At 62.2% G+C, this 21872-nt stretch carries 23 protein-coding genes; 14 read left to right on the forward strand and 9 right to left on the reverse strand.

All coding sequences use genetic code 11. The annotated features are described in order from the left end of the window. Positions 1 to 27: 27 nt before the first annotated feature. Positions 28 to 258: a hypothetical protein gene (locus tag AC6CH8_RS17255; protein ID WP_044568518.1), complete on the reverse strand. Its 231-nt coding sequence runs from the start codon at positions 256 to 258 to the stop codon at positions 28 to 30. 166 nt (positions 259 to 424) lie between these two features. Continuing rightward, positions 425 to 649 (reverse strand): hypothetical protein, encoded by a 225-nt coding sequence (locus AC6CH8_RS17260; protein WP_054808891.1) that lies wholly within the window; start codon positions 647 to 649, stop codon positions 425 to 427. 116 nt (positions 650 to 765) lie between these two features. On the opposite strand from AC6CH8_RS17260, the gene AC6CH8_RS17265 reads away from it, so the two are divergent. The 4 genes from AC6CH8_RS17265 to AC6CH8_RS17280 all read left to right on the forward strand — a co-directional run bounded on the left by AC6CH8_RS17265 (position 766) and on the right by AC6CH8_RS17280 (position 3238). Continuing rightward, complete coding sequence (locus tag AC6CH8_RS17265; RefSeq protein WP_498191620.1) at positions 766 to 1242, forward strand: MarR family winged helix-turn-helix transcriptional regulator; 477 nt, start codon at positions 766 to 768, stop codon at positions 1240 to 1242. 79 nt (positions 1243 to 1321) lie between these two features. Further along, complete coding sequence (locus AC6CH8_RS17270; RefSeq protein WP_498191621.1) at positions 1322 to 1849, forward strand: SSI family serine proteinase inhibitor; 528 nt, start codon at positions 1322 to 1324, stop codon at positions 1847 to 1849. Continuing rightward, positions 1836 to 2774 (forward strand): 3-methyladenine DNA glycosylase, encoded by a 939-nt coding sequence (locus AC6CH8_RS17275; protein ID WP_498191622.1) that lies wholly within the window; start codon positions 1836 to 1838, stop codon positions 2772 to 2774. Before AC6CH8_RS17270 ends, AC6CH8_RS17275 begins: the two co-directional genes overlap by 14 nt. Before the next feature lie 29 nt (positions 2775 to 2803). Continuing rightward, complete coding sequence (locus AC6CH8_RS17280; protein ID WP_498191623.1) at positions 2804 to 3238, forward strand: serine protease inhibitor; 435 nt, start codon at positions 2804 to 2806, stop codon at positions 3236 to 3238. A 132-nt stretch (positions 3239 to 3370) separates the two neighbouring features. On the opposite strand, the gene AC6CH8_RS17285 is transcribed toward AC6CH8_RS17280, so the two are convergent. Next, complete coding sequence (locus tag AC6CH8_RS17285; protein WP_498191624.1) at positions 3371 to 6547, reverse strand: S8 family serine peptidase; 3177 nt, start codon at positions 6545 to 6547, stop codon at positions 3371 to 3373. Between the two features lie 261 nt (positions 6548 to 6808). Between AC6CH8_RS17285 and AC6CH8_RS17290 the strand changes: the two genes are divergently transcribed. Continuing rightward, positions 6809 to 7747, forward strand: coding sequence for a phosphoglycerate dehydrogenase (locus AC6CH8_RS17290; RefSeq protein ID WP_498191625.1), 939 nt, complete (start codon positions 6809 to 6811; stop codon positions 7745 to 7747). A 128-nt stretch (positions 7748 to 7875) separates the two neighbouring features. Then, positions 7876 to 8820, forward strand: a complete 945-nt coding sequence (locus AC6CH8_RS17295) for a manganese catalase family protein (protein WP_498191626.1) — start codon at positions 7876 to 7878, stop codon at positions 8818 to 8820. 69 nt (positions 8821 to 8889) lie between these two features. Here the strand turns inward: AC6CH8_RS17295 and AC6CH8_RS17300 are convergent, their stop codons facing one another. Beyond that, the gene (locus tag AC6CH8_RS17300) at positions 8890 to 9180 is read right to left on the reverse strand and encodes a DUF1540 domain-containing protein (protein ID WP_054808888.1); all 291 of its coding nucleotides are present in this window, start codon (positions 9178 to 9180) and stop codon (positions 8890 to 8892) included. 177 nt (positions 9181 to 9357) lie between these two features. After that, positions 9358 to 9543, reverse strand: coding sequence for a hypothetical protein (locus tag AC6CH8_RS17305; protein WP_017198376.1), 186 nt, complete (start codon positions 9541 to 9543; stop codon positions 9358 to 9360). A 278-nt stretch (positions 9544 to 9821) separates the two neighbouring features. Between AC6CH8_RS17305 and purS the strand changes: the two genes are divergently transcribed. From purS to purL, 3 genes are read left to right on the forward strand one after another with little or no spacing between them, the layout of a single operon-like run. Further along, positions 9822 to 10073 (forward strand): phosphoribosylformylglycinamidine synthase subunit PurS, encoded by a 252-nt coding sequence (purS, locus tag AC6CH8_RS17310; RefSeq protein ID WP_011773385.1) that lies wholly within the window; start codon positions 9822 to 9824, stop codon positions 10071 to 10073. A 1-nt stretch (position 10074) separates the two neighbouring features. Further along, on the forward strand, positions 10075 to 10845 hold the full coding sequence (gene purQ, locus AC6CH8_RS17315) for a phosphoribosylformylglycinamidine synthase subunit PurQ (RefSeq protein WP_498191627.1): 771 nt from the start codon (positions 10075 to 10077) through the stop codon (positions 10843 to 10845). Beyond that, a complete protein-coding gene (purL, locus tag AC6CH8_RS17320) occupies positions 10842 to 13151 on the forward strand; it encodes a phosphoribosylformylglycinamidine synthase subunit PurL (RefSeq protein ID WP_178993259.1) in 2310 nt (769 codons plus the stop codon). The genes purQ and purL overlap by 4 nt, the downstream gene beginning before the upstream one ends. 51 nt (positions 13152 to 13202) lie before the next feature. On the opposite strand, the gene AC6CH8_RS17325 is transcribed toward purL, so the two are convergent. From AC6CH8_RS17325 to AC6CH8_RS17335, 3 genes are read right to left on the reverse strand one after another with little or no spacing between them, the layout of a single operon-like run. Continuing rightward, positions 13203 to 14621 (reverse strand): putative bifunctional diguanylate cyclase/phosphodiesterase, encoded by a 1419-nt coding sequence (locus AC6CH8_RS17325; RefSeq protein ID WP_498191628.1) that lies wholly within the window; start codon positions 14619 to 14621, stop codon positions 13203 to 13205. Next, a complete protein-coding gene (locus AC6CH8_RS17330) occupies positions 14618 to 15121 on the reverse strand; it encodes a hypothetical protein (protein WP_178993257.1) in 504 nt (167 codons plus the stop codon). The genes AC6CH8_RS17325 and AC6CH8_RS17330 overlap by 4 nt, the downstream gene beginning before the upstream one ends. Next, positions 15118 to 16296, reverse strand: coding sequence for a GGDEF domain-containing protein (locus AC6CH8_RS17335; protein WP_498191629.1), 1179 nt, complete (start codon positions 16294 to 16296; stop codon positions 15118 to 15120). Before AC6CH8_RS17335 ends, AC6CH8_RS17330 begins: the two co-directional genes overlap by 4 nt. 119 nt (positions 16297 to 16415) lie before the next feature. Here AC6CH8_RS17335 and AC6CH8_RS17340 point away from each other — a divergent pair, with 119 nt between their 5' ends. Then, the gene (locus AC6CH8_RS17340) at positions 16416 to 16709 is read left to right on the forward strand and encodes a DUF503 domain-containing protein (protein WP_498191630.1); all 294 of its coding nucleotides are present in this window, start codon (positions 16416 to 16418) and stop codon (positions 16707 to 16709) included. A 6-nt stretch (positions 16710 to 16715) separates the two neighbouring features. Here the strand turns inward: AC6CH8_RS17340 and AC6CH8_RS17345 are convergent, their stop codons facing one another. After that, a complete protein-coding gene (locus AC6CH8_RS17345) occupies positions 16716 to 17357 on the reverse strand; it encodes a GntR family transcriptional regulator (protein WP_498191631.1) in 642 nt (213 codons plus the stop codon). A gap of 164 nt (positions 17358 to 17521) precedes the next feature. On the opposite strand from AC6CH8_RS17345, the gene AC6CH8_RS17350 reads away from it, so the two are divergent. From AC6CH8_RS17350 to AC6CH8_RS17365, 4 genes are read left to right on the forward strand one after another with little or no spacing between them, the layout of a single operon-like run. Continuing rightward, a complete protein-coding gene (locus tag AC6CH8_RS17350) occupies positions 17522 to 18889 on the forward strand; it encodes an MFS transporter (RefSeq protein WP_498191632.1) in 1368 nt (455 codons plus the stop codon). Beyond that, the gene (locus AC6CH8_RS17355) at positions 18886 to 19680 is read left to right on the forward strand and encodes a carbon-nitrogen family hydrolase (protein ID WP_498191633.1); all 795 of its coding nucleotides are present in this window, start codon (positions 18886 to 18888) and stop codon (positions 19678 to 19680) included. Before AC6CH8_RS17350 ends, AC6CH8_RS17355 begins: the two co-directional genes overlap by 4 nt. Positions 19681 to 19690: 10 nt before the next feature. Then, on the forward strand, positions 19691 to 20386 hold the full coding sequence (locus AC6CH8_RS17360) for a DUF2848 family protein (protein ID WP_178993252.1): 696 nt from the start codon (positions 19691 to 19693) through the stop codon (positions 20384 to 20386). Next, positions 20383 to 21870 carry a 4-hydroxyphenylacetate 3-hydroxylase family protein gene (locus AC6CH8_RS17365; RefSeq protein ID WP_091465154.1) on the forward strand — a complete coding sequence of 496 codons (1488 nt, stop codon included), beginning with the start codon at positions 20383 to 20385 and terminating at the stop codon, positions 21868 to 21870. The genes AC6CH8_RS17360 and AC6CH8_RS17365 overlap by 4 nt, the downstream gene beginning before the upstream one ends. Positions 21871 to 21872 lie beyond the last annotated feature (2 nt).

Raw genomic sequence — 21872 nt, forward strand, 5'->3', positions numbered from 1 at the left:
TCCGGCCCTTCGGCATCTCACGCCTCATTAAAGGCTGTAGTCGGTGCTGGTTGGGCCCGGATCATTGTTCCGGACTGCGTAGTGATGACCCTCAGAGTCGGTTTCGACGTCGAAATTCTTCAGATCCGCTTCGGAAGCGGTCTCGAAATCATCGTGCTTGTGCACCACGGGGCTGTCCGTGTCGCCGTGGGTTGCGGGTCCAAAAACGGACTGCAGCCGCTCGGTCACATGGACGAAGCCTTCCATTCTGCGTCCCATGTTTTCCACCTCCTTCCTTACCGGAGAGAGAAAAGCGGCATGGCTGGTGCGTGCCGTTCAGTGAGGCCAATTTTACGCCCCAAATCCCCCGCCGAGATGGCATTTAACGCCAATGTTTCCCAAAAACATGGGCATTAAGTGCCACCTCGGCGGGAGGCAGGGAACGCTACCGCAGCGATTTGTCCTCCGGGTTGCGGGGCACTACGTAGGTGCTGCCGTCGGGCCGGCGGAGTGTTTCCCACTGTTGGGTCTCAGCCTGGCGTTGCGCGAGCAACTTCCGGTTGGCCTCGGTCATCTCATGGTCGAGGGAGCTGCTGTGAGCGGGCCCGAAAATCACACGGAACTTCCCTGTCGCGCGCATGAATTTCCGTGTGTAGGATTCCTTGGCCACGCGGATCGACTCCTCTTTTAGGCGGTTCAGTAAGTCCATAGTACGCTAATTATTAGTGCACTAACTAATCGCCAAATGTGCGCTAATAGATCAGGCAGCAAGCACAGGAGGCAGCCATGACAGCCCTTGACGAGTCCACCCGGGAGACCGACGACCTCCTTCTGGAGCGCCAGCTGTGCTTCGCCCTGACAGTGGCCTCGCGCAGTGTTGTGGGCGTCTACAAGCCAGTGCTGGAGCGGCTCGGGCTCACCCATCCCCAGTACCTGGTGATGCTTGCCCTCTGGGAACGAAGCCCCCGGACGCTGAAGGACATCAGCGACAGCCTCCTCCATGAACCCGCCACGCTCTCCCCGCTACTCAGGCGCCTGGAGGAAGCCGAGTTGATTACCCGCGAGCGCGTGCCCGGCAATGAACGGGCACTGGCGGTCAAGCTGACAGACAAAGGTGCCGCCCTTCGCGAGCAGGCCACCGCAGTTCCGAGCCAGATCCGCGAGCGCCTGCAACTTACCCGCGAAGAAGTAGCTGAACTCCACCAGGCCATGACCGGACTGATCGCCGCCACCCAGCAGAAACCCGTCAGCGCAACTCCCTAGCCAAGCCCACAGCCTCGGTGGTGTCCTTGAAGCGAGCACCAAAAGTGCCACGTAAAATGGATGCAACCTAGGAGACTCCATGCGCATGCGATTTATTCGGCCCTTACTGGCAGTATTGGCCGTCGCCGGCCTCGCCGCGTGCTCAGGCAACCCCACCCCGGGTTCAACCAACAGCCCAACTGAAGCGCCGTCGTCGTCGGCCACTTCAAGCAGCAGCCCAAACATCACCCCAAGCGGGAAACCCAGCGTGTCAGCAGCCCCCGGCGCGGGCAATGCCGAACTCTCCATCACGCTCGTTGAAACTCCCGAATCCGCCCCTCAGGCGTTCACGCTCGTCTGCACAAATGGCGTGCCCGCCGCCGAAAGCAGCCACCCGTCGGCAGCCGAGGCCTGCACGTCACTCAAGAACGGCCCCTCCCTCCTGAGCCCCGCCCCGATGCGAACGGACCAGGCCTGCACCATGCAGTACGGCGGCCCGGCAACGGCCAAGGTGACCGGTTCAGTGGACGGCAAAGAAGTCAGCGCTTCCTTCAACCGGACGGATGGCTGCCAGATCGCCCTATGGGACGCCGCGAAGAGCGTCCTCGGATCAGATGGCGGCCTCTAGGCTTCGGCACCTCCCCCAGGAGCAATGGCTCGGGCTGGAGGCGGCCCACCATGCACGCGTCGCGCGTTACGCCGATCCCTATCTGGCGCGTCGTTCAGCGGGTAGGAAACACCCCGTGGAGGACTTCCTCTTCACCTACTACACGCAGAAGCCGGGCCAGTTGCAACGTTGGCATCCCGGCGACGGCGTGGTCCTCAGCGGCCAGCGCGCCTTGGAGCGCGTCACCTGGAAGTTCTACAGAGCGCTCGACGACGCCGAACTCGCCTCTGTGGGGCTGGCTCCAGGCACGCCTGCGGTCACCTTTGAGCGGGCCGGCTTCCTTGCCGACCGCGCCGAGGCTGTCCGCTTCGCGGGAATCATCCTGGCGGGTACGGCGAAGCGACCGGCACAGTTTGGGTGCTTTGGCCTGCACGAATGGGCCATGGTGTACCGGCAGGAAAAGTTTGAGCTGCGGCATGAGTACCTGAAGCTGAGGCTTGGCGGCGAAGGCACGGATGCTGTTGTTGAAGAGAACCGCATCCGCTGCTCGCACTTTGACGCCTTCCGTTTCTACACACCTGATGCCACCTCGCTGAATGAACTCACGCCCACCCGCGAGAACCAGCGCACCATGGAGCAGCCGGGTTGCCTGCACGCCAACATGGACCTCTATAAGTGGGCTTACAAGCTAACGCCCGCCCTGCCGAGCGAGCTGGTGATGGACTGCTTCGAGTTGTCATGGCGGATCCGCACCATGGACATGCAAGCGTCCCCCTACGATCTTCAAGAATGGGGCTACCCGCCCATCAGGATTGAGACACCGCAGGGCAAGGCCGAGTACGTTGAATACCAGCGGGCTTTCGCGGCCGAATCCCAGGAGTTGCGGGCCCGTGTGCTCCAGGCAGTAGGACCGCTCTTGGATGAGCTGAGCGGTTTGGCTGCCTGAGCACCCGCCGCCACCAGCGAAAGGTAACCATGGTTTCCGCAGATAACAGCCACGCAGACAAGTCAGGCACTAACAACCGCGGTGCAGATAAGAGCGACTACGACGTCGACCTGACGGTCACGCTGACGGAGGCACCTGGCGCTGAAAGCCGGGTCTTCCACCTTCGGTCCGCGGCAGGCATCCTGTCGCCTGACCCTGACTCGCTGGACTCGAACTTGCCTGATGCAACTGCGGCGCTGGCCGCCGTCGAGCAGTTCGGTGAGGAAGTCTTTTTTCCCGAGCCTCGGCCGGACCGGATCTGCACGCAGCAGTACGGCGGCCCACAGGTAGCCGTGGTCAAGGGGTGGTTCCGGGGACGCGAAGTCCATAGCCAGTTCAGTAGGACGGATGGCTGTGAGATCGCACGGTGGAAGGCGTTGGCTTCGCTGCTGGGCAACACCGGGGGCTCAACCGGCGCCGTGTAGGTCCGGCCCGTGACACCCAAACCGGCTCACGACACGCAAACGGGCTGAGGACACCTGGGTTCAGGTGTCCTCAGCCCGTTTCTGTGGCACGCACGAATTTGCGCGTCGCCGGGTTACTGCATCAAGCGAGCACTAGCCGGCGTTGTTGCCCTGTGTCGGCTCATCAGCGCGGATCTTGCCACCGTGCTTCTTGTCTTTCTTGTCCTTCTTCGGGTCTTCCTCGTCCGGAACCACTACGGTTCCGCCCGGGTTGACCAGGACGGTAACGAAGCTAGGCTCACTGGTTCCTGCAAAGGTCAGGCGGCCAATGTAGGAGCCAGGCTCCAGGTTCTTCCAGTTCAGCGAGATCTGACCGGTCTTGCCGTTGGCAAGACGGATCGGGTTCGGCGTCACGGTGGCGTTACCTTGGTTGGCACCCAGCACGGCGGCGTCAACGGTGGCCTTGGTGGCCTGGTTGTTGGGGCTCGCGTACAGGTTGGCGTAGACGTAGTAGTCGCCGGGCGCCGGGTTGGGGACGGACAGGGTTTCGCTGGCCGACGCCGTTGCGGCAGGCAGCTGCTGCCCGGACGGGGTGACCACCAGCATGTCGAAGTCCGCGGCCTCGTTGGAAGAGATCACCGAGAACTTGGCGAGCGCACTGCTCTCGCCAACGGTCACCTTTTTCACGTAGTTGGACGCATTGGTTTCGCCCGCGAACGGGCCGGGAACCAGTTCGACTGCCGAGGAGTCTGCCTTGGAAAGGCCATCAACGGTGACGCCTACCGGCAGGTTGGTGCCCGAGGTGATGTTGATGGTTCCGGAGCCGCTGGGGCCCGTTCCCGTGAATGTCAGGGCCTTGTCCGCGATGACGGACTGCGGCCGGACGGCGATCGGGGAGGTGACAGTCTTGTTGGCACCCTGCCAGTTCAAAGAACCCATGGCGAACTTGCCCAGTTCACCATTTTTGTTTTCGAACTGCACCTTGAACGTCTTCTTCTCACCGGGAGCGCCAAAGGTCAGCACGGACGGTGTGACCTTGACGTTGACACCCGGAACGTTGGCCGATGCACGGTACGTTCCCGGAGTCAGGGCAGTGAGGGTACGGGTGACCTCCACTTTGCCTGCGAGGTTGCCCAGCGCAAAGGAGGGAACGTTCATGTCCCGCGCCTGCGTGGTGCCCAGCCCTTCCATGCCCAGATCCATGCCTGTGCCCTGGATGAACTTCAGGTAGTCCTCGGTGGTGGCGTCGTACACCAGGCCCGGCGAGAGGACCTTGGCCGGATCCACCTGTCCGGCGCCCGTGGCGAAGACATCCTTGTTTATGGCGCCGTTGGCCAGTTTGACCGGACCAGCGGTGGTCATCATGGCTGACTTCACGGTGGCCGGGGACCACTGCGGGTTCTTGGCGAGGATCAGGGCGCCGAAACCGGCAACGTGCGGGGAAGCCATGGACGTTCCCGAGAGGAAGCCGAAGTTATCTCCACCGGTTCCGATGGGCGAAACGCCAGCGAGGATAGCGACGCCGGGAGCGGACACGTCAGGCTTCAACAAGTCCGAGTCGGTAGCAAGCAGCGGACCACGCGAGGAGAATCCTGCGATCTGCGGCTGTGCCTCAGCGGGCAAGCCCGTGGTGTCGCGGTTCAACAAGGAGACGGTGATGGCCGGGTTGGCCGTGACCTTGTCCTTGATGGTCTGAGTGGCGGGCGGGTTCACGTGAACGGTGGGAATGACGTGCTTGTCGGTGTCCAGGGAGGAATCGGTCAGGTTCACCAGGATCATGCCCACGCCACCACCGCGAAGGACCTCAGCGCTCTTGGCGGTCCGGTCAACAACACCACGGTCACAAACGACAACCTTGCCGGCTACCTTGGCCGGGTCCAGCGAGCCCGGAGCACAGAGCGCCGCGTTGCCTTCACCGCTTGCAGCGTTGGTGGAAAGCACGACGCCGGCCCCGCTCACCTCGCGGTTCATGATGCTCGCTCCGCGGAACTTGCTGCCATCGGAGAACTCAACAGTGCCCTGGAGCTCCTGCGAGAAGGACGTCGCGGCAACCGTGGTCAGCCATGGTGCTCCGTGGTTTACGGTGCTTGCGGTCGGTCCGGAGTTGCCCGCCGAGGTTGCAACGAAAATGCCTGCGGAAGCTGCAGACAGGAAGGCCAGCGAGACGGGATCGGTGGTGGAGGTGGTTGAACCCGAGATGGAGTAGTTCAATACATCCACACCGTCCAGGATGGCCTGCTCGATCGCATCCACGGATGCGGAGCCGTAGCAGCCACCCGTGGCAGGGTCCGTGTCCTCCCAGCAGACTTTGTAGACGGCGAGCTTGGCGGCGGGTGCGATGCCGCTGGTGGTTCCGAAACTGCGGCCATCCACTACGGCGTCAACGTTGGCATTGCCCGCTGCCGTGCTGGCTGTATGGGTACCGTGGCTGTCCACGTCTACGGGAGAGATTACTTCTTCAGGGGCACGGTTTTCCGGGGGAACGGTTTCCAGGAAGGCGTCAGCGAAGTAGTGGGTGCTAAGAACCTTGGAGTTGCAGGCGCTGCCATCGTAGTCGGCACCCGTGTCGGTACCGGGCTGGCATTCGCCGACGAAAGTATCGCCGTCGGCCTTCAGCATGGCGATCTTGCCGTCAGCGGTGCGGTACGGAACGCCCACCTGGGCATTGCCCACCAGCGGGCCAACAGGCTCACCGGCGAAGAAGGGGTTGGACGGGGTGTAACCGGTGTCGATCACGCCAACAACGGTGCCCTTGCCGGCGTTGTCCTGTCCGCCGTACTGGGTAGCCCAGGTGCCGTTGGGGCCGCTGAGCTTGAGGAAGTCGGTGGTGGAGTAGTCCGGAGCATACTGCGTGTCCGGTGCCACCATGAGGACCTTGGGGTCCTTGGCAAGGTTGATCGCCTGGTCTGCCGTCAGGTTGGCACTGAAGCCATTGACGGCGGTGGTGAAGTCGCGCACGATGGTGACGTTTTCCTGCTGTGCAACTTCCTGTTGCTTCTGCTGCAGGTGCTGCTGATATTCCTTCACCTCAGCGCTGTCGGCGTCGAGCTTCTTGCCTTCTTCGGGTTTGGTGGGCGCAAGCCCGGCCGTGCCGCCGTCGTAGGTAGCTGCAGGCTTTTCGGCCAGGACCACCATGTATCGGCCGTCCTTGTAGGCGCTGGGGTCAAGGTTCTTCTTGGCCACGCCTGCAACATTCCCGGGCGTCTCCGGGGCGGGAGCGGCCTGGGCGGGCATCGCCATCGACGAGAGCAGCAACGGCAGGCCAAGGGCAAGCGCCGCAGCCTTTCGAAGTCCCCCGCTTCTGACGAAGCTCTTTCCTTGTGATTTCACGAGTGGTTGCACCTTTCACTGAGGGAGGACCGGGCTCCATCGCCCAGGCCTGTCAACTTTTAGTTGGTTGAACCTTTGACAGTTCCTGTCAAAACCGCGCAACCAGCCGAGTCACAGAGTACCTAGTGAGAGCCAAATATGACATACAGCACATTTCAAGTTTTTTGTCTTGTCATAGGAGCGGTGATTTATTACAGAACCAAGGGTGCGGGCGGTAGCCTCAAGTGCGTACCGCCGAGCCACTTTAGCAACGGAGCCGCTGTGAAAATCCTTGTCCCCGACACCATCAAACTGGACCTTCCTACGCCGGATGACGAGGTGGTTGTGTATGAGGTGGACAAGCCCATCCCCGGCGAGCACCGCGACGCGGAGGTGCTGGTGGTATGGCGGAACACCCCGGACAACCTGGCTGATGCAGCCAGGGAAATGCGCCAACTGAGGCTTGTCCAGACGCTCGCAGCTGGCCCGGATTCAGTGCTGGCAGCAGGCTTCGGGGACAACGTGGCCATCACGTCCGGCCGCTCCCTTCACGATGGCCCCGTGGCCGAACACGCACTGACTCTGATTTTGGCGGCGGTACGCCGCATGGACCAGTTGATGGATTCCCAGAAGGGCTACACCTGGAACCAGCCGTACAACGCGGCCCAGTCCGCGCCTGACACGGAGCAGCTCTACACGCTCGACGGCGCCAACGTCACCATTTGGGGCTTCGGCTCCATCGCCGGACGACTGGCTCCCCTGCTGGCCGCTTTGGGAGCGAACGTTACCGGCGTCGCCAGCTCCAAGGGTGAGCGTTACGGCTTCCCCGTAGTGGCTGACGACGACTTCCCCGAAGTCCTGCGCACCACCGACGTCCTGGTCTCCATCCTGCCGGCGACCCCGGAAACCGCGGACGCCCTGAACGAAGACATCCTGCGCGCCCTCCCGAACACCGCCATCTTTGTGAACGTCGGCCGCGGCGCCACGGTGGACGAAGACGCCCTGCTTGCAGCGTTGCACGAAGGCAGGCTGCGCGTAGCCGCCGTCGACGTCACCAAGGACGAACCGCTTCCCGCCGACTCCAAACTGTGGAGTGCACCGAACCTGATCATCACGCCCCACGTGGCCGGCAACCGCCCCAAGGGCGCCGCCAAGCTCGTGCTGGCCAACATCGAGGCACTCAAGGAAGGCAACGCATTGACCAACCAAGTTGCCGGCTAACGCCTGGGAATCAAATCGATATTTTCATTGCCTCCAAATAGTAAGCATGCTTATGGTGGGTGCGTCCGGGGTGGCCAGCAGAGGGTTTCCATCCCAAACACGCAGCATGAACAACGTGAGGAATCGCAATGTACCTGCACACCCAACTTCTCATCAACGAAATCGCCGCAGACGAGCCCGACCCCGCCGCAGCAAACGCCCTCCAGGAAGGTCTCGGCGGACAATTCGGTGAGATGCGCACCATGATGCAGTACCTCTTCCAAAGCATGAACTTCCGGGGCGACGCCGCCTCGAAACCCTATAAAGATCTCCTTCAAGGCATCGGCACTGAAGAGATCAGCCACGTGGAACTCATCGGAACCACCATTTCCCAGCTCCTGGACGGCTCGCCGCGCTACCAGGGCAAGAAAACGGATCCTGTGGACCAACCGGGCGCCGGTGGTGCCACTCCCCTGAAGATCGCGCTGGACACCAGCAACATCCATCACTATCTGGTGGGGGCCCAGGGCGCCCTTCCGGTGGACGCTGCAGGCAACCCATGGAGCGGCTCCTATGTCTACAACAGTGGCAACCTGGTGCTGGACCTGCTCTACAACCTGATGCTTGAGTCAACGGGCAGGCTACAGAAGTGCCGCATCTACGAAATGACGGAAAACAAGACGGCACGCTCCACGATCGCGTACCTCATCGTTCGCGACCAAGCCCACGAGAACGCGTACGCCAAGGCCCTGGAAAGCCTGGGAGTGAACTGGGGCAAGGTCCTCCCCATTCCGAAGACCAACGCCGAGCAGTTCCCCGAGGTGAAGAAGCTGTTGGATAAGGGCTTGCAGAGCATCCAGTACACCTTCAGCGCCGACAACCTGAGCGAGGCCGGCAAGCTCTACCGCGGAGCTTCCCCGTCCAACGATGGCACCGAGCTAACCACCGATGTCATGCCCGACGGCTTCCCGATGACCATGTCCCCGGAGCGCAAGGAAGAGTTCGCACCAGGACTGGATCCTGAACTGCTGGCTCTGATCCAAGCCACGGCGGAACAGGAAATGAAGGAAGCCGACAGCCCCAAGGGCGGCTAGCCCAACGGTAGGCGCATGGAAAAGCGGGCCTGACCTCCAAGGAGGTCAGGCCCGCTTTTGCAAGAACTATCAGGAGTGCTCGTACGTCAGGCAGTCGGCGGCTTCGCGGCCGGGCCCGACCTTGACGTCGTGTGCCTCGCACATGAGGTTGTTGTTGTGGACGCACTCCGAGCGCTGGCAGGCACCTACGTGGGCGAGGACCTTGGGAAGGCCGCCCATGGCATTGGTGTCAATGAACGTTGCGCAGGAAGCGTGGTCCTGGCTGCCGCCGATGGTGATTCCGAATGCGGTGCAACCGTTGTGGTTGAATCCGCACGTGCCAACGCTACAGGCGGATACTTCGGCAATGTGTTCGGTCATTGTTCCTCCTGGTGTGGATCCTGAAAGGTACTGGCCCTTGAAAGGTACTGGGGCTGAACCCCTGGTGTCCTTCCAAACTACGCCGGAATCACACCATTTAACCGCTTTGAATAGCGCATTTGTATGTGCCCTAATCCGCGCCATTCCGCCGAAAATCGGCCCTCCGGAGATTAGGACCTACTTACTTGGAGTGCGCAGGGCGTCGCTGATCCTGGCCCGCGTTTCCTTGTCCAAAGGCGCGGTAACGCGATGCTCCCGGGCGGCTCTGTCCGCCATGATTTTCTGGATGACCATTCGGCCCAGACCTGCAAAAACGGCTGCGGCCACTACGCCCAGCACCATCGATTTCGGTTTCTCAGCCATGCCGCAATCTTAGTGACGGCGGACAACCGCGGCCAGCAATTTCTGCCATCACGGCGGGGTGCCCTCGCGCAATCCGGCTGAATAGGGTATGTGCGTTGATCCCGGTAGAATAGGTGTGCAAGCTCGCGGAGCGCCCCCCATGCCGTTCAAACATTGCAGTTCACAACGTGTTTAGCCCTGTGCTAAAACGCTGTTTGGATGCGGCTGAACGGCGTGAGACGGCACCTCCGCGGCAGCCTTATTTAAGGTTCACCCAACTCACGCACAGGAGTTACCGGATGCCCCGGATCGTCGTTGACGTCATGCCCAAGCCCGAGATTCTGGACCCCCAGGGGAAGGCCATCGTGGGTGCTCTGCCCCGCCTCGGCTTCAACAGCTTCAGCGCAGTCCGCCAGGGCAAGCGCTTCGAACTGACCGTCGACGGCGAGGTGACCGACGCTATCCTGGCCCAGGCCCGCGAAGCTGCCGAGACTCTCCTGTCCAACCCGGTGATCGAGGATGTTGTCAACGTCGAGGTCGTCGAGGCCTGATATGACGTCGATTCCCCTGATTGGCGAGGCAGTGGCCGTCGCCGCAGAACCCCGCTTGGCCGGCGCCACGATCGGCGTCGTGACCTTCCCCGGCACCCTTGACGACCGCGACGCCGCCCGTGCGGTGCGGCTTGCAGGTGGCACAGCGGTTTCCCTGTGGCATGCAGATACCGAACTAGGCGACGTTGACGCTGTCATCGTCCCCGGCGGTTTCTCCTACGGTGACTACCTCCGCGCCGGTGCCATTTCGCGTTTCGCGCCGCTGATGTCCAAGATCATCGATGCTGCCAACTCCGAGGCGAAGCTCCCGGTCCTGGGTATTTGCAACGGCTTCCAGATCCTGACCGAGTCGCACTTGCTGCCCGGTTCCATGATCAAGAACGACCACCTGAAGTTCATCTGCCGCGACCAGACACTTCGCGTGGAGAACGCCAACACTGCCTGGACCGTGGACTACGCGGACGGCCAGGAAATCATTGTGCCGTTGAAGAACCAGGACGGCCAGTACATCGCTGACGAGAAGACCCTGGATGCCCTTGAGGCTGAGGGCCGCGTGGTGTTCCGCTACGTGGGCTTCAACCCGAACGGCTCCCGTCGTGACATCGCGGGTATCTCCAACGCAGCCGGCAACGTGGTGGGCCTCATGCCGCACCCCGAGCACGCTGTGGAGACCGGCTTCGGCCCGGAATCGCTTGACGGTGCACCCCGCGACACCGACGGCCTCGGTTTCTTCACCTCCGTTTTGACCAAGATTGTGGGAGGCGACAAGTGACCACGGAAACCACCAAGAAGTTCAACATCGACACCGTTGAGCACGCTGCCAAGACCCCGGACACGGAACTCCCGTGGGCTGAGCTGGGCTTGAAGCAGAACGAATTCGACGAGATCGTCAAGGTCCTGGGCCGCCGCCCCACCGGCGCCGAGCTGGCCATGTACTCCGTCATGTGGAGCGAGCACTGCTCCTACAAGTCCTCCAAGAACCACCTTCGCCAGTTCGGCGAGAAGGTCACCGAGGAAATGAAGAAGGACATGCTGGTTGGCATCGGCGAAAACGCCGGCGTCACCAACCTCGGCGACGGCTGGGCCGTGACGTTCAAGATCGAGTCCCACAACTCGCCGTCGTTCGTTGAGCCTTACCAGGGTGCCGCTACCGGCATCGGCGGCATCGTCCGCGACATCATTTCCATGGGCGCCCGCCCGGTTGCCGTGATGGACCCGTTGCGTTTCGGCGCGATCGACCACCCGGATACCGCCCGCGTCATGCACGGTGCCGTTGCCGGCATCGGCGGCTACGGCAACTGCCTTGGCCTGCCGAACATCGGCGGCGAAATGGTCTTCGACTCCGTCTACCAGGGCAACCCGCTGGTGAACGCACTGGCCGTGGGCGTCATGCGCCACGAGGACATCCGACTGGCCAACGCCTCCGGCAAGGGCAACAAGGTTGTCCTGTTCGGTGCGCGCACCGGTGGCGACGGCATCGGCGGCGCTTCGGTGCTGGCCTCGGAGTCCTTCGATGACACCAAGCCGTCCAAGCGTCCGGCCGTCCAGGTGGGTGACCCCTTCGCTGAGAAGGTCCTCATCGAATGCTGCTTGGAGCTCTTCAAGGGCTCTCTGGTTGAAGGCATCCAGGACCTCGGCGCTGCCGGCATCTCCTGCGCCACGTCCGAGCTCGCCTCCAACGGCGACGGCGGCATGGAGGTGGAATTGACCTCGGTCCTGCTCCGCGACCCCACGCTGACCCCGGGCGAGATCCTCATGTCCGAGTCGCAGGAACGCATGATGGCCGTTGTCACCCCGGAGAACATCGCAGCCTTCGAAGCTGTCATGGACAAGTGGGCCGTGGAGTACTCCTGGTTGGGTGAGGTCACCGATACAGGTCGCCTCATCATCACCTGGGAAGGCGAAGTAATCGTCGACGTCGATCCCCGCACCGTTGCGCACGACGGCCCGGTCTACGACCGTCCGTTCGCCCGCCCGGAGTGGCAGGACTCGGTCCAGGCCAACTCCTTCACCGGATCTGTTGAGGATGCCGGCCGTCCGTCCGCTCCCTCGGAGCTTGCTGCAGCCGTCACCGAGCTCGTGGCATCACCGAACATGTGCAGCAAGGACTGGATCACCAAGCAGTACGACCGCTACGTTGGCGGCAACACTGCCATGGCGTACCCGGACGATGCCGGCGTGGTCCGTGTTGACGAAGAAACCGGCCTGGGCGTCGCCCTGGCAACCGACGCCAACGGCCGCTACACCTACCTGGAGCCCTACCAGGGTGCACAGCTCGCGTTGGCTGAGGCCTACCGCAACGTTGCCACCTCGGGTGCTGTTCCGATGGCCGTCAGCGACTGCCTGAACTTCGGTTCCCCCGAGGACCCGGATGTTATGTGGCAGCTCGCCGAAGCCATCCGTGGCCTCTCGGACGCCTGCATGGAACTCGGCATCCCGGTCACCGGCGGCAACGTCTCGCTCTACAACCAGACCGGCACCACGCCGATCCACCCCTCCCCCGTGGTGGCAGTTCTGGGCAAGCTCGACGACGTCGCCCGCCGTACGCCGTCGGGCTGGCGCGAGGACGGCCAGGCCATCTACCTGCTGGGCACCACCGCAGCAGAGCTGGACGGTTCCGAATGGTCCAACCTCCGCGGACACCTTGGTGGCCTGCCTCCGAAGGTTGACCTCGCAGCTGAGCGCGGCTTGGGCGAGATCCTGATCAACGCTTCACGTGACGGCATGGTTGACGCAGCACACGACCTCTCCGAAGGTGGCCTGGCGGCCGCCCTGGTTGAGTCCTCGCTGCGCTACGGTGTCGGTGCCCGCATCGCCCTTGAAGAACTCATGGAACGCGACGGCGTGGACCTGTTCACCGCCCTCTTCTCCGAGTCGCAGGCCCGGGCCATCGTGTCCGTCCCGCGATCCGAAGAAGTCCGCTTCAAGGACATGTGCACCGCCCGCGGCTTCGCCCACCTCCGGATCGGCGTTGTTGACGCTGCCGGCGGAAAGCTGGAGATCAACGGTGTCGACGAGCTCTCCCTGGACGCTCTCCGCGAAGCACACGAAGCCACCCTCCCGAAGTACTTCGGCTAAGAGCAGGCAAAAACAACGCGGGGCCACCTATATGTGGCCCCGCGTTCCTGTTTAAGCCGGCCACACCACTTGGCGGGCCAACTGCTCCGTGAATTCCTTCTCCGGCAAGGGCCGCCCGAAGTAATACCCTTGCCCGCTTGCGCAGCCGATACTCCGGAGCGCCTCCGCCTGTTCGGCGGTCTCGATCCCCTCCCAAACGCCTTCCAGGCCACAGGAGCGGATGACTTCCTGGATGGCGGCCACGAAGCCGAGCTGCGAAGGGTCCTTGCCCAGGTCCTTTACGAACTGCCGGTCCACTTTTACCCGGTCCACAGGAAGTTTCCGCAGGTAGCCCATGGAGGAGTACCCGGCGCCGAAGTCATCGATCTCGAGTCCGACTCCCAGCCTGTGCAGGCTTGCCAAGGTGTAGCGGTCCAGCTCGTTGTTGTGGATGATGGCACTCTCGGTGAGCTCCAGCACCAGTGATTCCGGGGCCAGGCTCTCCTCCGCCAGGGCTTCACCGACGTCGTCCACGAACTCGAGGCTTTGAAGGTCGGCGGCAGAAACATTGATGCGCATGGAGAAGTCGTGCTGTTTGGTGGCCGCATTATCCCGCCACCGTCGTAACTGGCCGACGGCCGTCCGCAGGACCCACCTGCCCAATTCCGCGATCAGGCCAGTGGCCTCCGCAACGGGAATGAACTGGTCCGGCATGATCAGTCCATGAACGGGGTGGTTCCAGCGAACCAAAGCTTCGCAGCCTTCGATCCTGCCAGTGGAAAGCTCCACGATCGGTTGGTAGAAGAGGACCAACTGATCAGAACGGATGGCTTCGCGGAGCTCTCCCACTATTTGCCGCTGGAGTTGCCGCGCGTGAAGGGTGGAAGGATCGAAGACTTTGAGCTTGTTCCTGCCCTCGTTTTTGGATTCTTCCATGGCCAGATCGGCCTCTTGCAGAAGGTCCTCGATACTGTGATGTGGTTCAGCGGTGCGCAGCCCAAGGCTTGCGCCGCAGCGGATGCTGTTGTTGCCCAGGTCGATGTTCGGTTCCAGCGCGGCCAGGACGCGGTTCCCGACGGCGGTGGCCCGGCTTTGCGGGGTAGCGGGCAACAGCACCGCGAATTCGTCGCCCCCAAGGCGGGTGACGACGTCGTTCTCCCGGACGGCCGAGCGGATGCGCATGGCAACGGTGACCAGGATCTGGTCCGCTGCGGCGTGGCCTGCGGAGTTTTTCAGTGCCTTGAACCCATCCAGGTTCAGGAGGAGAAGTGCCGGCGGGACGGCGCCGTTGGCCGTGGCTGCTTGGGCTTCGATGAAGGAATTCACCAGTGCTTGGCGGTTGCCGAGCCCGGTAAGGGCGTCCGTAAGGGCCTCGCGGCGTTGTTCATAGCGTGCTCTGTGGAGCTCCTCCATCAGCGCCTGCACGTGCCGCTCCAATTTTTCGATCCGTGAATCAAGGGGGATCAACCTGTGGGGCTTGGAGCCTCTCACGACTCTTCCAAGCGTCGCAGGCTGGAGTCGGCGACAGCCTGCGGTTTGGCCACTGGGTTACGGCGTTCGTCCAGGAACAGCCGGTATGACGCAATGTCCAGCCTGCCGTCCGGTTCCACCTTGTTTCCGGCGCGGTACACGTGCGTGATCCATGCCCCGCCTAGGATCGCCTCAATCCAAGCGTCGCATTCTGCGAGGGGGAGGTGCACGCGGGTACCGGTGTTCCTGCGGTGACCGGCAATGGACACTGTGATGCAGCTGCCCAGGAGGCCCTTGTCCGCCGTGAACCAGGCAAGGCCTTCGACGTCGGCCACGATGGTGAGGTTCGCGTTGCTGTCCTCCACCGATTGAACGGGACTCATCCTTACCGAACGCCGGTCCGCGTTCAGCATTGTGGGTGTTCCAGCTTTGTAAGGAGGGCTTGTGATGCCTTGCCGGAACGCGGATAGTTCCTGGGTGTGCTGGATCTGGATCCGGGTGGTGAGTTCGTTGAAGGTCATGATCTTGCCTCATCCGCGATAGTGGCCGCCTCGGGGCGGTGGGCTCCTACAATCCTGTTTCTTCCTTGCGCTTTCGCGCTGTAAAGGGCTGCGTCCGCTACCTCGATCATGAAATTGAGGTCGGCTGCAGCGGGAATGCTTGATGTGACTCCGTAGCTGATGGTGGGGAAGACAACGCCCTCTGGAGTCGGCAAGGCTGCCATCCGGCGGCTGATTTCCGTAGCGATGTTCTCGGCCCGGTCCTGCGTAGCTCCCGGCAGGAAGAGGACGAACTCTTCGCCTCCATAGCGTCCGATGAGATCTGTGGACCTGACCGAGGCTGTGCAAACATCAGCGAATGCCTGCAAGGCCACATCCCCTGCCCCGTGACCGTGTTCGTCGTTGACGGCTTTGAAGTGGTCCAGGTCGGCCAGGACTACGGCGGCGCCAGACCCTGTGGAGTGAAGGCGCTCAAGTTCCGTGGTGGCGAGGTCCAGGAATGCTCCGCGGTTGAGGAGTCCTGTGAGATGGTCGCGGGTGGCACGCTCCCGGAGGCCTTTGATGAGTTGGTCGCTGGTCAGGGCCGTCATGCTGAAGGACACCGTGACCAGGAGAACCATCGATATCAGCGCTGACGGTCCGGGCCCAAAATACGTGCGGAACGTGTAACTGCCCGGCCCTTCGAGGGCATAAACCATCCAGCGGCCCAGATAATAGGCTGCCAGCAGGCCTGCGGCGATGGACAGGGCTTTGTGGACTTGCGAATGCGAAGACTTGATGAACCAGAGATCGTACGCGGCCAACGCTATGCCCAACGTCATCATGGCCAGATAAACGAGGCCTCCGGACCAAACGTTACTCCCGGGGCTTTCCAGAAAGGATGCGATAGCCGTGACGGCCGGACCAAGAGCCAGCTGCCATGACGCGGCTTTCCGGTCCCGGAGGGTCTTCGCTCCGGCCCACACGCTGAAAGCGCCTGCCACCACCAGGACGTTGCCCAAGGGGTTGGCCCATTGCTGGTGGGGGGTTCCGTTGAGGAGGAAGGCGGCATTCCCCGCCATGAACTCGAGCAAGGCTAGGCTCCACCAGCCCGCATACGGCGAGCGCGTGCGGTGGAATGAAGTACAGAACAGCACCAGGAGGGTCACCGTAACCACGCCCAGCGCGACCCTCACCGAGAATGCATCGAGCTCCATGTCCAACCCCCTCAGCTGGTCACCCTCCGGCCTTTGAGTTCAGTGTCCCGGGGCTTACTCAACCTGGATGCGAATTTTGCTCAAGATTGGCTCAAGATGCAGGCAAGTAATAATGAACCATGTGGATCGGTTGGATTGAGTTCGACGTCCTTTTGGGCGATGTCCATAGCCTCAAGGAGAAGCGGTCGCTGGTACGGCCCCTCGTGGCTGAGCTCAAGCGGCGTTTCGAGGTTTCTGCCGCTGAAACGGGCATGCAGGACCAACATAGGCGAGCGCTGGTGGGGGCAGCTGTGGTGGCCCCCGACCACGCGCGCCTTCAGCAAGTGCTCGACGCCGTTGAACGGTTCGTGGCTGCCCGGCCTGAGTTTGAGCTGCTGAGCGCACGGCAGCGGGAGCTGCACAGCGAGGACTAGCAGGGCTCAGTAGCCGATGACCGCCAAGCGGGTGGAGTCCAGATGGGCATCAATGGCCTGATGCGCGGCGTCGAGGATTCGGCTGCGGAGCGCGTCAACGATCAACTGGTGTTCACGGAGGACGTCCCCGGCGCGATCGGCGCCTTGGCTGACTGCCTTGACGCCGATCCTGAGCTGCTTTTGCCGGAGGGAAGCATAGAAATCGGCAAGCACGGGGTTGCCCCCTGCCCGGACCATCAGGGTGTGGAATTCGGTATCCAGTTCAATGAACCTGGCTGGGTCTTCCCGCGCTTCCTGCTGCTGGTCAATGATGCGCTGGAAGGCGTCGATCTGGGCGTCAGGCATGGTCTCCACGGCTGAGACCGCCCACTTTTCCACTACCGCCCTGGCCTGCAGGATGGCGCGGACATCGGGGTCTGAGATCGGCGGGACGTAGGCGCCTTTATGCGGGACGCGCTTGACGAATCCCTCGGCTTCGAGGCGCAGCAAGGCTTCACGCACAGGTGTCCGTGATGTGCCAGTGGTCTTTGCCAGGACCCCTTCATTGAGGAAGGTTTCCTCCTCGCGAGGGAGCGCTGCGATGTAACTTTTCATCCACTGGTAGGCCACTTCTGGCTGCGACTGCGCAGTGGGGGTCATCTGGATCATGCAGAGCCTTTCTCGCTAGCCCAGTATACGAGTTGCATTCAGAACGGAGCGGAGTGCTGAAAAAACTTCTGTTTCAAATATAGACAGGTTGTATACAACTCGTCTACAGTCTTCTTAGTGACACCGCTCACGCATCGGAATCTCCCCGCAAAAGGACCCCCACAATGACCGAATTGAAGAAAGCAGAACTGAGGCGACAGAAGCACTCCAGCCTGCCCGTCGTTGCTGCTTCGAGCCTCGCCGGCACCGCCGTCGAATGGTATGACTTCTTTCTCTACGGCACCGCGGCCGCGCTGGTATTCAACAAGCTCTATTTCCCCACCGACGATCCCATGGTTGGCACCATGCTTGCCTTGGGAACGTTCGCAGCCGGTTTCCTTGCCCGTCCCATCGGCGCAATAGTCCTGGGACACCTCGGCGACAAGCATGGTCGTCGAGCCACCTTGGTTGCCAGCCTGATGCTCATGGGCGTGGCTACAACCCTGATCGCCTTCATCCCCTCCTACGCCGCTATTGGTCTGGCAGCACCTCTGCTCCTCCTGCTGCTCCGCCTGATCCAAGGCTTTGCCCTCGGCGGTGAGTGGGGCGGTGCCGTCCTGCTGGTTTCCGAACACAGCAATGAGAGCACCCGGCGCGCTTTCTGGTCCTCCTGGCCAAACATGGGTCCGCCCCTGGGCAACCTGATGGCCGCCGGCGTCCTGGCCATCCTGGCCGCCACCATGCCGGAGAGCGAATTCCTGGCATGGGGCTGGCGCATTGCGTTCGGATTGTCCGCACTGCTGGTTGTCATTGGCCTCATCCTGAGGCTCTACGTGCAGGAAACCCCGCTGTTCAAGGAAGCACAGCGGAAGCGCGAAGCCGAAGGCAACAAGGAACGGAAGCTGCCACTGACCATCCTGTTCCGCCGCAACTGGCGTGAAATCCTCATCGCCACCGGCAGCCGGATGGGCGAAAACGCAGGCTTCTACATCTACTCGCTGTTCATCATCACGTACGTCACCCAGATCATGGGGCTGCAAAGGCAGACAGGCCTTACCGCCGTCATGATCGGCCAGGGCGTCGCCGTCGTCGCCATTCCCATCCTCGCCGTCTACGCAGACAAGGTGGGCCGTAAACCAATCCTGATTGGTGCCTCGATCGCCACCATGGTGTGGGCCTTCGCGTTCTTCTTCCTGCTGAACACCGGCCAGGTGTGGGGCATCATTGCCGCAGCTGTGGGAGGGCTCCTGATCTTCGCGGCCTACAGCTCAGTGATCGGAGCGTTCTTCTCCGAACTCTTCCCCACGGACGTCCGGTACAGCGGAACCTCAGTGTCCTACAACCTGGCTTCGCTGATCGCAGGTTCATTGTCTCCCATCATCGCCTTGGCTCTCTACAGCGCTTTCGGCACCGGCTACGCGATCGGCATCTACCTCGCGGCCATGGGCCTGATCTCCATGGTCTCCGTGATGTTCGCCAAGGAAACCAAGGGCCTGAAGCTCAGCGACCTGGACAGGGACCCGACCCCAGCCCTGGATAAGGAACAAGCATGAAAATCGCACTCGTCCAAGTGGCCAGCCCGGACTCCGAAACCCGTGAGGAACGGATTGATCGCGTGGAAGCCATCCTTCGGGGCATCAACGGTGCAGAGCTCATCGTGCTCCCTGAACTCTGGAGCGCTGGCTACTTCCACTTCGATGCCTATGAGGACCTCGCGGAAACATTGGATGGACCAACGGTCTCCATGTGCTCGCGGGTAGCGGCGGAGTTGGGTGTCTACCTTCACCTCGGCAGCATCATCGAGGCCGGTGAGGACGGCCAGCTCAGCAACACCTCCATCCTGCTGGGGCCGGACGGCAAAGTGATCCACACGTACCGGAAGATCCACGTCTTCGGCTACAAGTCCAAGGAGGCCAGCCTGCTCACTGCCGGCTCCTCACTTCCCGTAGTCCCGCTGCCGTTCGGCGCCGTTGCCGGCATCACCTGTTACGACCTCCGCTTCCCCGGGTTGTGGATGGAGTTGAGCACCCGCGGCGCGGACATCGTGATCGTACCCGCGGCCTGGCCCGCTGCCAGGCGGGAACACTGGCGGTTGCTCACCACAGCCAGGGCACTGGAACACCAGATCTTCGTGATCGCCTGCAACGCTGCCGGTAACCAGGAAGGTGTAGACCTTGGTGGGCACAGCCGGGTGGTGGACCCGGGCGGCAATGTCATCGCCGAGGCAGGCTCAGACGAAACGGTGCTGATGGTGGACATCGATCCCCGTCAGGTCCAGTCAGTCCGCCAAGAGTTTCCCGTCATTGGCGATCGCCTACCCGCTTACAACACGTTGACTGTTTAGAGGAAACCCAATGCAAACACAGCAAACCACAAGGCAAGTCCCGCTCACCTTCAGGGTGGTGGGCACCGACCAGACAATCGTCATCACCGACTTCCATGCAGTAGTGGCCGGCTACACGGGCCGCGATCCCAAGGCAGTCCAGCATCACATCGATGAGCTCGCCGCAATCGGCGTGGCTCCCCCACCGGAGGTTCCCATGTTTTACCGGATGGACTCGGACCTGTTCGAGACCTCGGGTGAACATGACACCACCGAGAACCTGACGTCCGGCGAGATCGAGCCCCTCTACATCCGCCACGACGGAAAGTACTACCTCGGTATCGGCTCCGACCACACAGACCGGGACATCGAAGCCCGCGACATCGGCGACTCCAAGCGGGCATGCCCCAAGCCCGTCTCAAACGAGGTGATTGCCGTCGAATCACTGAAAGACCTGGATCTCGACGAATGCACAGCCCGTTCATGGGTTGACGGCGCCCTGTACCAGGAAGGTTCGCTGAGCGGCCTCCTCAAGCCGGCCGACGTCGTCGAGCGCCTTCTCGCACGAACCGACATCGGCGACGCTGATTTCATGTGCTTGGGAGGCACGCTTCCGCTGCTGAACGGGAAGTTCGTCGACGGAACTTCCTGGAAGTTGGAGCTCTCCTTCCCGAATGGGACCACCATTGAACATAACTACAAAATCAAGAAAGGCTCACTCCGATGAGAACCGGAAAGCAGTATTTGAAGTCCCTGAACGACGGCCGGACAGTGATCCTCGACGGCGAGGTAGTCGGCAACGTCCTGGAGCACCCGGCCTTCGCGAACGTTGCCCGGACCATGGCCGAGCTGTTCGATATCGCAGCCGATCCCGCCAACGGCATGCAGTTCCACTCGGATGAGATCAATGGTCCGGCCAACCGCACCTTCGCCGCCCCCCGCACGCAGGAAGAGCTGGTCCTTCGCCGCCAGGCAATCGAAAAGTGGGCCAAACACACCCATGGCTGGGTGGGCCGCAGCCCCGACCACGTCGGAACGTTCTTCGCGGCGTTCGGTTCCCATCCGGACGTCTTCAAGAACGACGAACGTGACTTTGCCGGCAACGTGGAGCGGTACTACAAGAAGATCCTCTCCGAGAACCTGTACCTCTCCTATGCGATCATTCCCCCGCAGGTTTCCCGCGCAACCACGGCGTCCGGTTGGGAAGGCGAATACCTGCAGGTCGGCGTCGTGCGTGAAACCGAGGAGGGCATCATTGTCCGAGGTTCGCAGATGCTCGCCACAGGCGCCGCCATTGCCGACGAAGTCTTTGTCACCTGCATCAAGCCCCTGGGCCCGGACGATGTTGACTTCGCGGTCAGCTTCGCCATCCCGGTGGCAACCGACGGACTGAAGCTGTACTGCCGCCGTCCGTTCGCGCCGGCTGCCACCAGCGAGTTCGACTACCCGCTGACCAGCCACTACGACGAGCCTGACGCCTTGGTTGTTTTCGACGACGTGCTCATTCCGTGGGACCGGGTGTTCATCAACCGGAACATCGAAACCCTTCGCCGCCAGTTCTTCGACACCGGCGCCCACGCCCTGGGCAACTGGCAAGCCCAGATCCGCTTCTCCACCAAGCTGAAGTTCATCGCCTCCGTTGCCCGCAAGGTCACGCAGGTCAACGGCACGGACAAGATCCCTGGCGTGCAGGAGAAGCTCGGCGAGCTCGCCGCCATTGTGCAGTCCGTTGAGTCAGCCGTCCTCGCCGCCGAATACACAGCAACCACGGACGACGCCGGCATGAGGGTTCCGGGCAAGAGCGCACTTTACGGGGCCATGGGCTTGCAGTCAGAGACCTACCCCCGCGTGATTTCCATCCTCCGCGACCTGGTAGGCGGCGGTGTCCTGCAGCTGCCGTCCAGCATCGCCGACATGACCAGCAGCGTGACCCGGCCGGACATGGAGCGCTACGTCCAGTCCCCGGGCGTTGCCAGCGAAGAACGCGTCAAGTTGTTCAAGCTTGCCTGGGACATCATCGGTTCCGAGTTCGCTGGCCGCCACCAGCAGTACGAAATGTTCTATGCCGGCGCTCCGTTCGTGGTCCGCGGTGCTTACACGTACAGGAACTACGGCTATGACGCTCTGGTTGCGGAGCTGGACACATTCCTGGGTTCGTACAGCATCGAAAGCACAGTCAATGGGGCCGGCGACGGCATGGAAGGAGCCTAGCC

The sequence above is a fragment of the Paenarthrobacter sp. GQ52 genome (assembly GCF_059759005.1).

What these genes read in the sequence shown, in the direction of transcription:
- AC6CH8_RS17305 (WP_017198376.1), bottom strand. Translation starts at nt 9,543, where the DNA reads ATGGCTGAGAAACCGAAATCGATGGTGCTGGGCGTAGTGGCCGCAGCC.
- AC6CH8_RS17360 (WP_178993252.1), top strand. Translation starts at nt 19,691, where the DNA reads ATGCAAACACAGCAAACCACAAGGCAAGTCCCGCTCACCTTCAGGGTG.
- AC6CH8_RS17295 (WP_498191626.1), top strand. Translation starts at nt 7,876, where the DNA reads ATGTACCTGCACACCCAACTTCTCATCAACGAAATCGCCGCAGACGAG.
- AC6CH8_RS17340 (WP_498191630.1), top strand. Translation starts at nt 16,416, where the DNA reads ATGTGGATCGGTTGGATTGAGTTCGACGTCCTTTTGGGCGATGTCCAT.
- AC6CH8_RS17255 (WP_044568518.1), bottom strand. Translation starts at nt 258, where the DNA reads ATGGGACGCAGAATGGAAGGCTTCGTCCATGTGACCGAGCGGCTGCAG.
- AC6CH8_RS17345 (WP_498191631.1), bottom strand. Translation starts at nt 17,357, where the DNA reads ATGATCCAGATGACCCCCACTGCGCAGTCGCAGCCAGAAGTGGCCTAC.
- AC6CH8_RS17330 (WP_178993257.1), bottom strand. Translation starts at nt 15,121, where the DNA reads ATGACCTTCAACGAACTCACCACCCGGATCCAGATCCAGCACACCCAG.
- AC6CH8_RS17355 (WP_498191633.1), top strand. Translation starts at nt 18,886, where the DNA reads ATGAAAATCGCACTCGTCCAAGTGGCCAGCCCGGACTCCGAAACCCGT.
- AC6CH8_RS17265 (WP_498191620.1), top strand. Translation starts at nt 766, where the DNA reads ATGACAGCCCTTGACGAGTCCACCCGGGAGACCGACGACCTCCTTCTG.
- AC6CH8_RS17280 (WP_498191623.1), top strand. Translation starts at nt 2,804, where the DNA reads ATGGTTTCCGCAGATAACAGCCACGCAGACAAGTCAGGCACTAACAAC.
- AC6CH8_RS17365 (WP_091465154.1), top strand. Translation starts at nt 20,383, where the DNA reads ATGAGAACCGGAAAGCAGTATTTGAAGTCCCTGAACGACGGCCGGACA.
- AC6CH8_RS17335 (WP_498191629.1), bottom strand. Translation starts at nt 16,296, where the DNA reads ATGGAGCTCGATGCATTCTCGGTGAGGGTCGCGCTGGGCGTGGTTACG.
- AC6CH8_RS17275 (WP_498191622.1), top strand. Translation starts at nt 1,836, where the DNA reads ATGGCGGCCTCTAGGCTTCGGCACCTCCCCCAGGAGCAATGGCTCGGG.
- AC6CH8_RS17350 (WP_498191632.1), top strand. Translation starts at nt 17,522, where the DNA reads ATGACCGAATTGAAGAAAGCAGAACTGAGGCGACAGAAGCACTCCAGC.
- purQ (WP_498191627.1), top strand. Translation starts at nt 10,075, where the DNA reads ATGACGTCGATTCCCCTGATTGGCGAGGCAGTGGCCGTCGCCGCAGAA.
- purS (WP_011773385.1), top strand. Translation starts at nt 9,822, where the DNA reads ATGCCCCGGATCGTCGTTGACGTCATGCCCAAGCCCGAGATTCTGGAC.
- AC6CH8_RS17270 (WP_498191621.1), top strand. Translation starts at nt 1,322, where the DNA reads ATGCGCATGCGATTTATTCGGCCCTTACTGGCAGTATTGGCCGTCGCC.
- AC6CH8_RS17300 (WP_054808888.1), bottom strand. Translation starts at nt 9,180, where the DNA reads ATGACCGAACACATTGCCGAAGTATCCGCCTGTAGCGTTGGCACGTGC.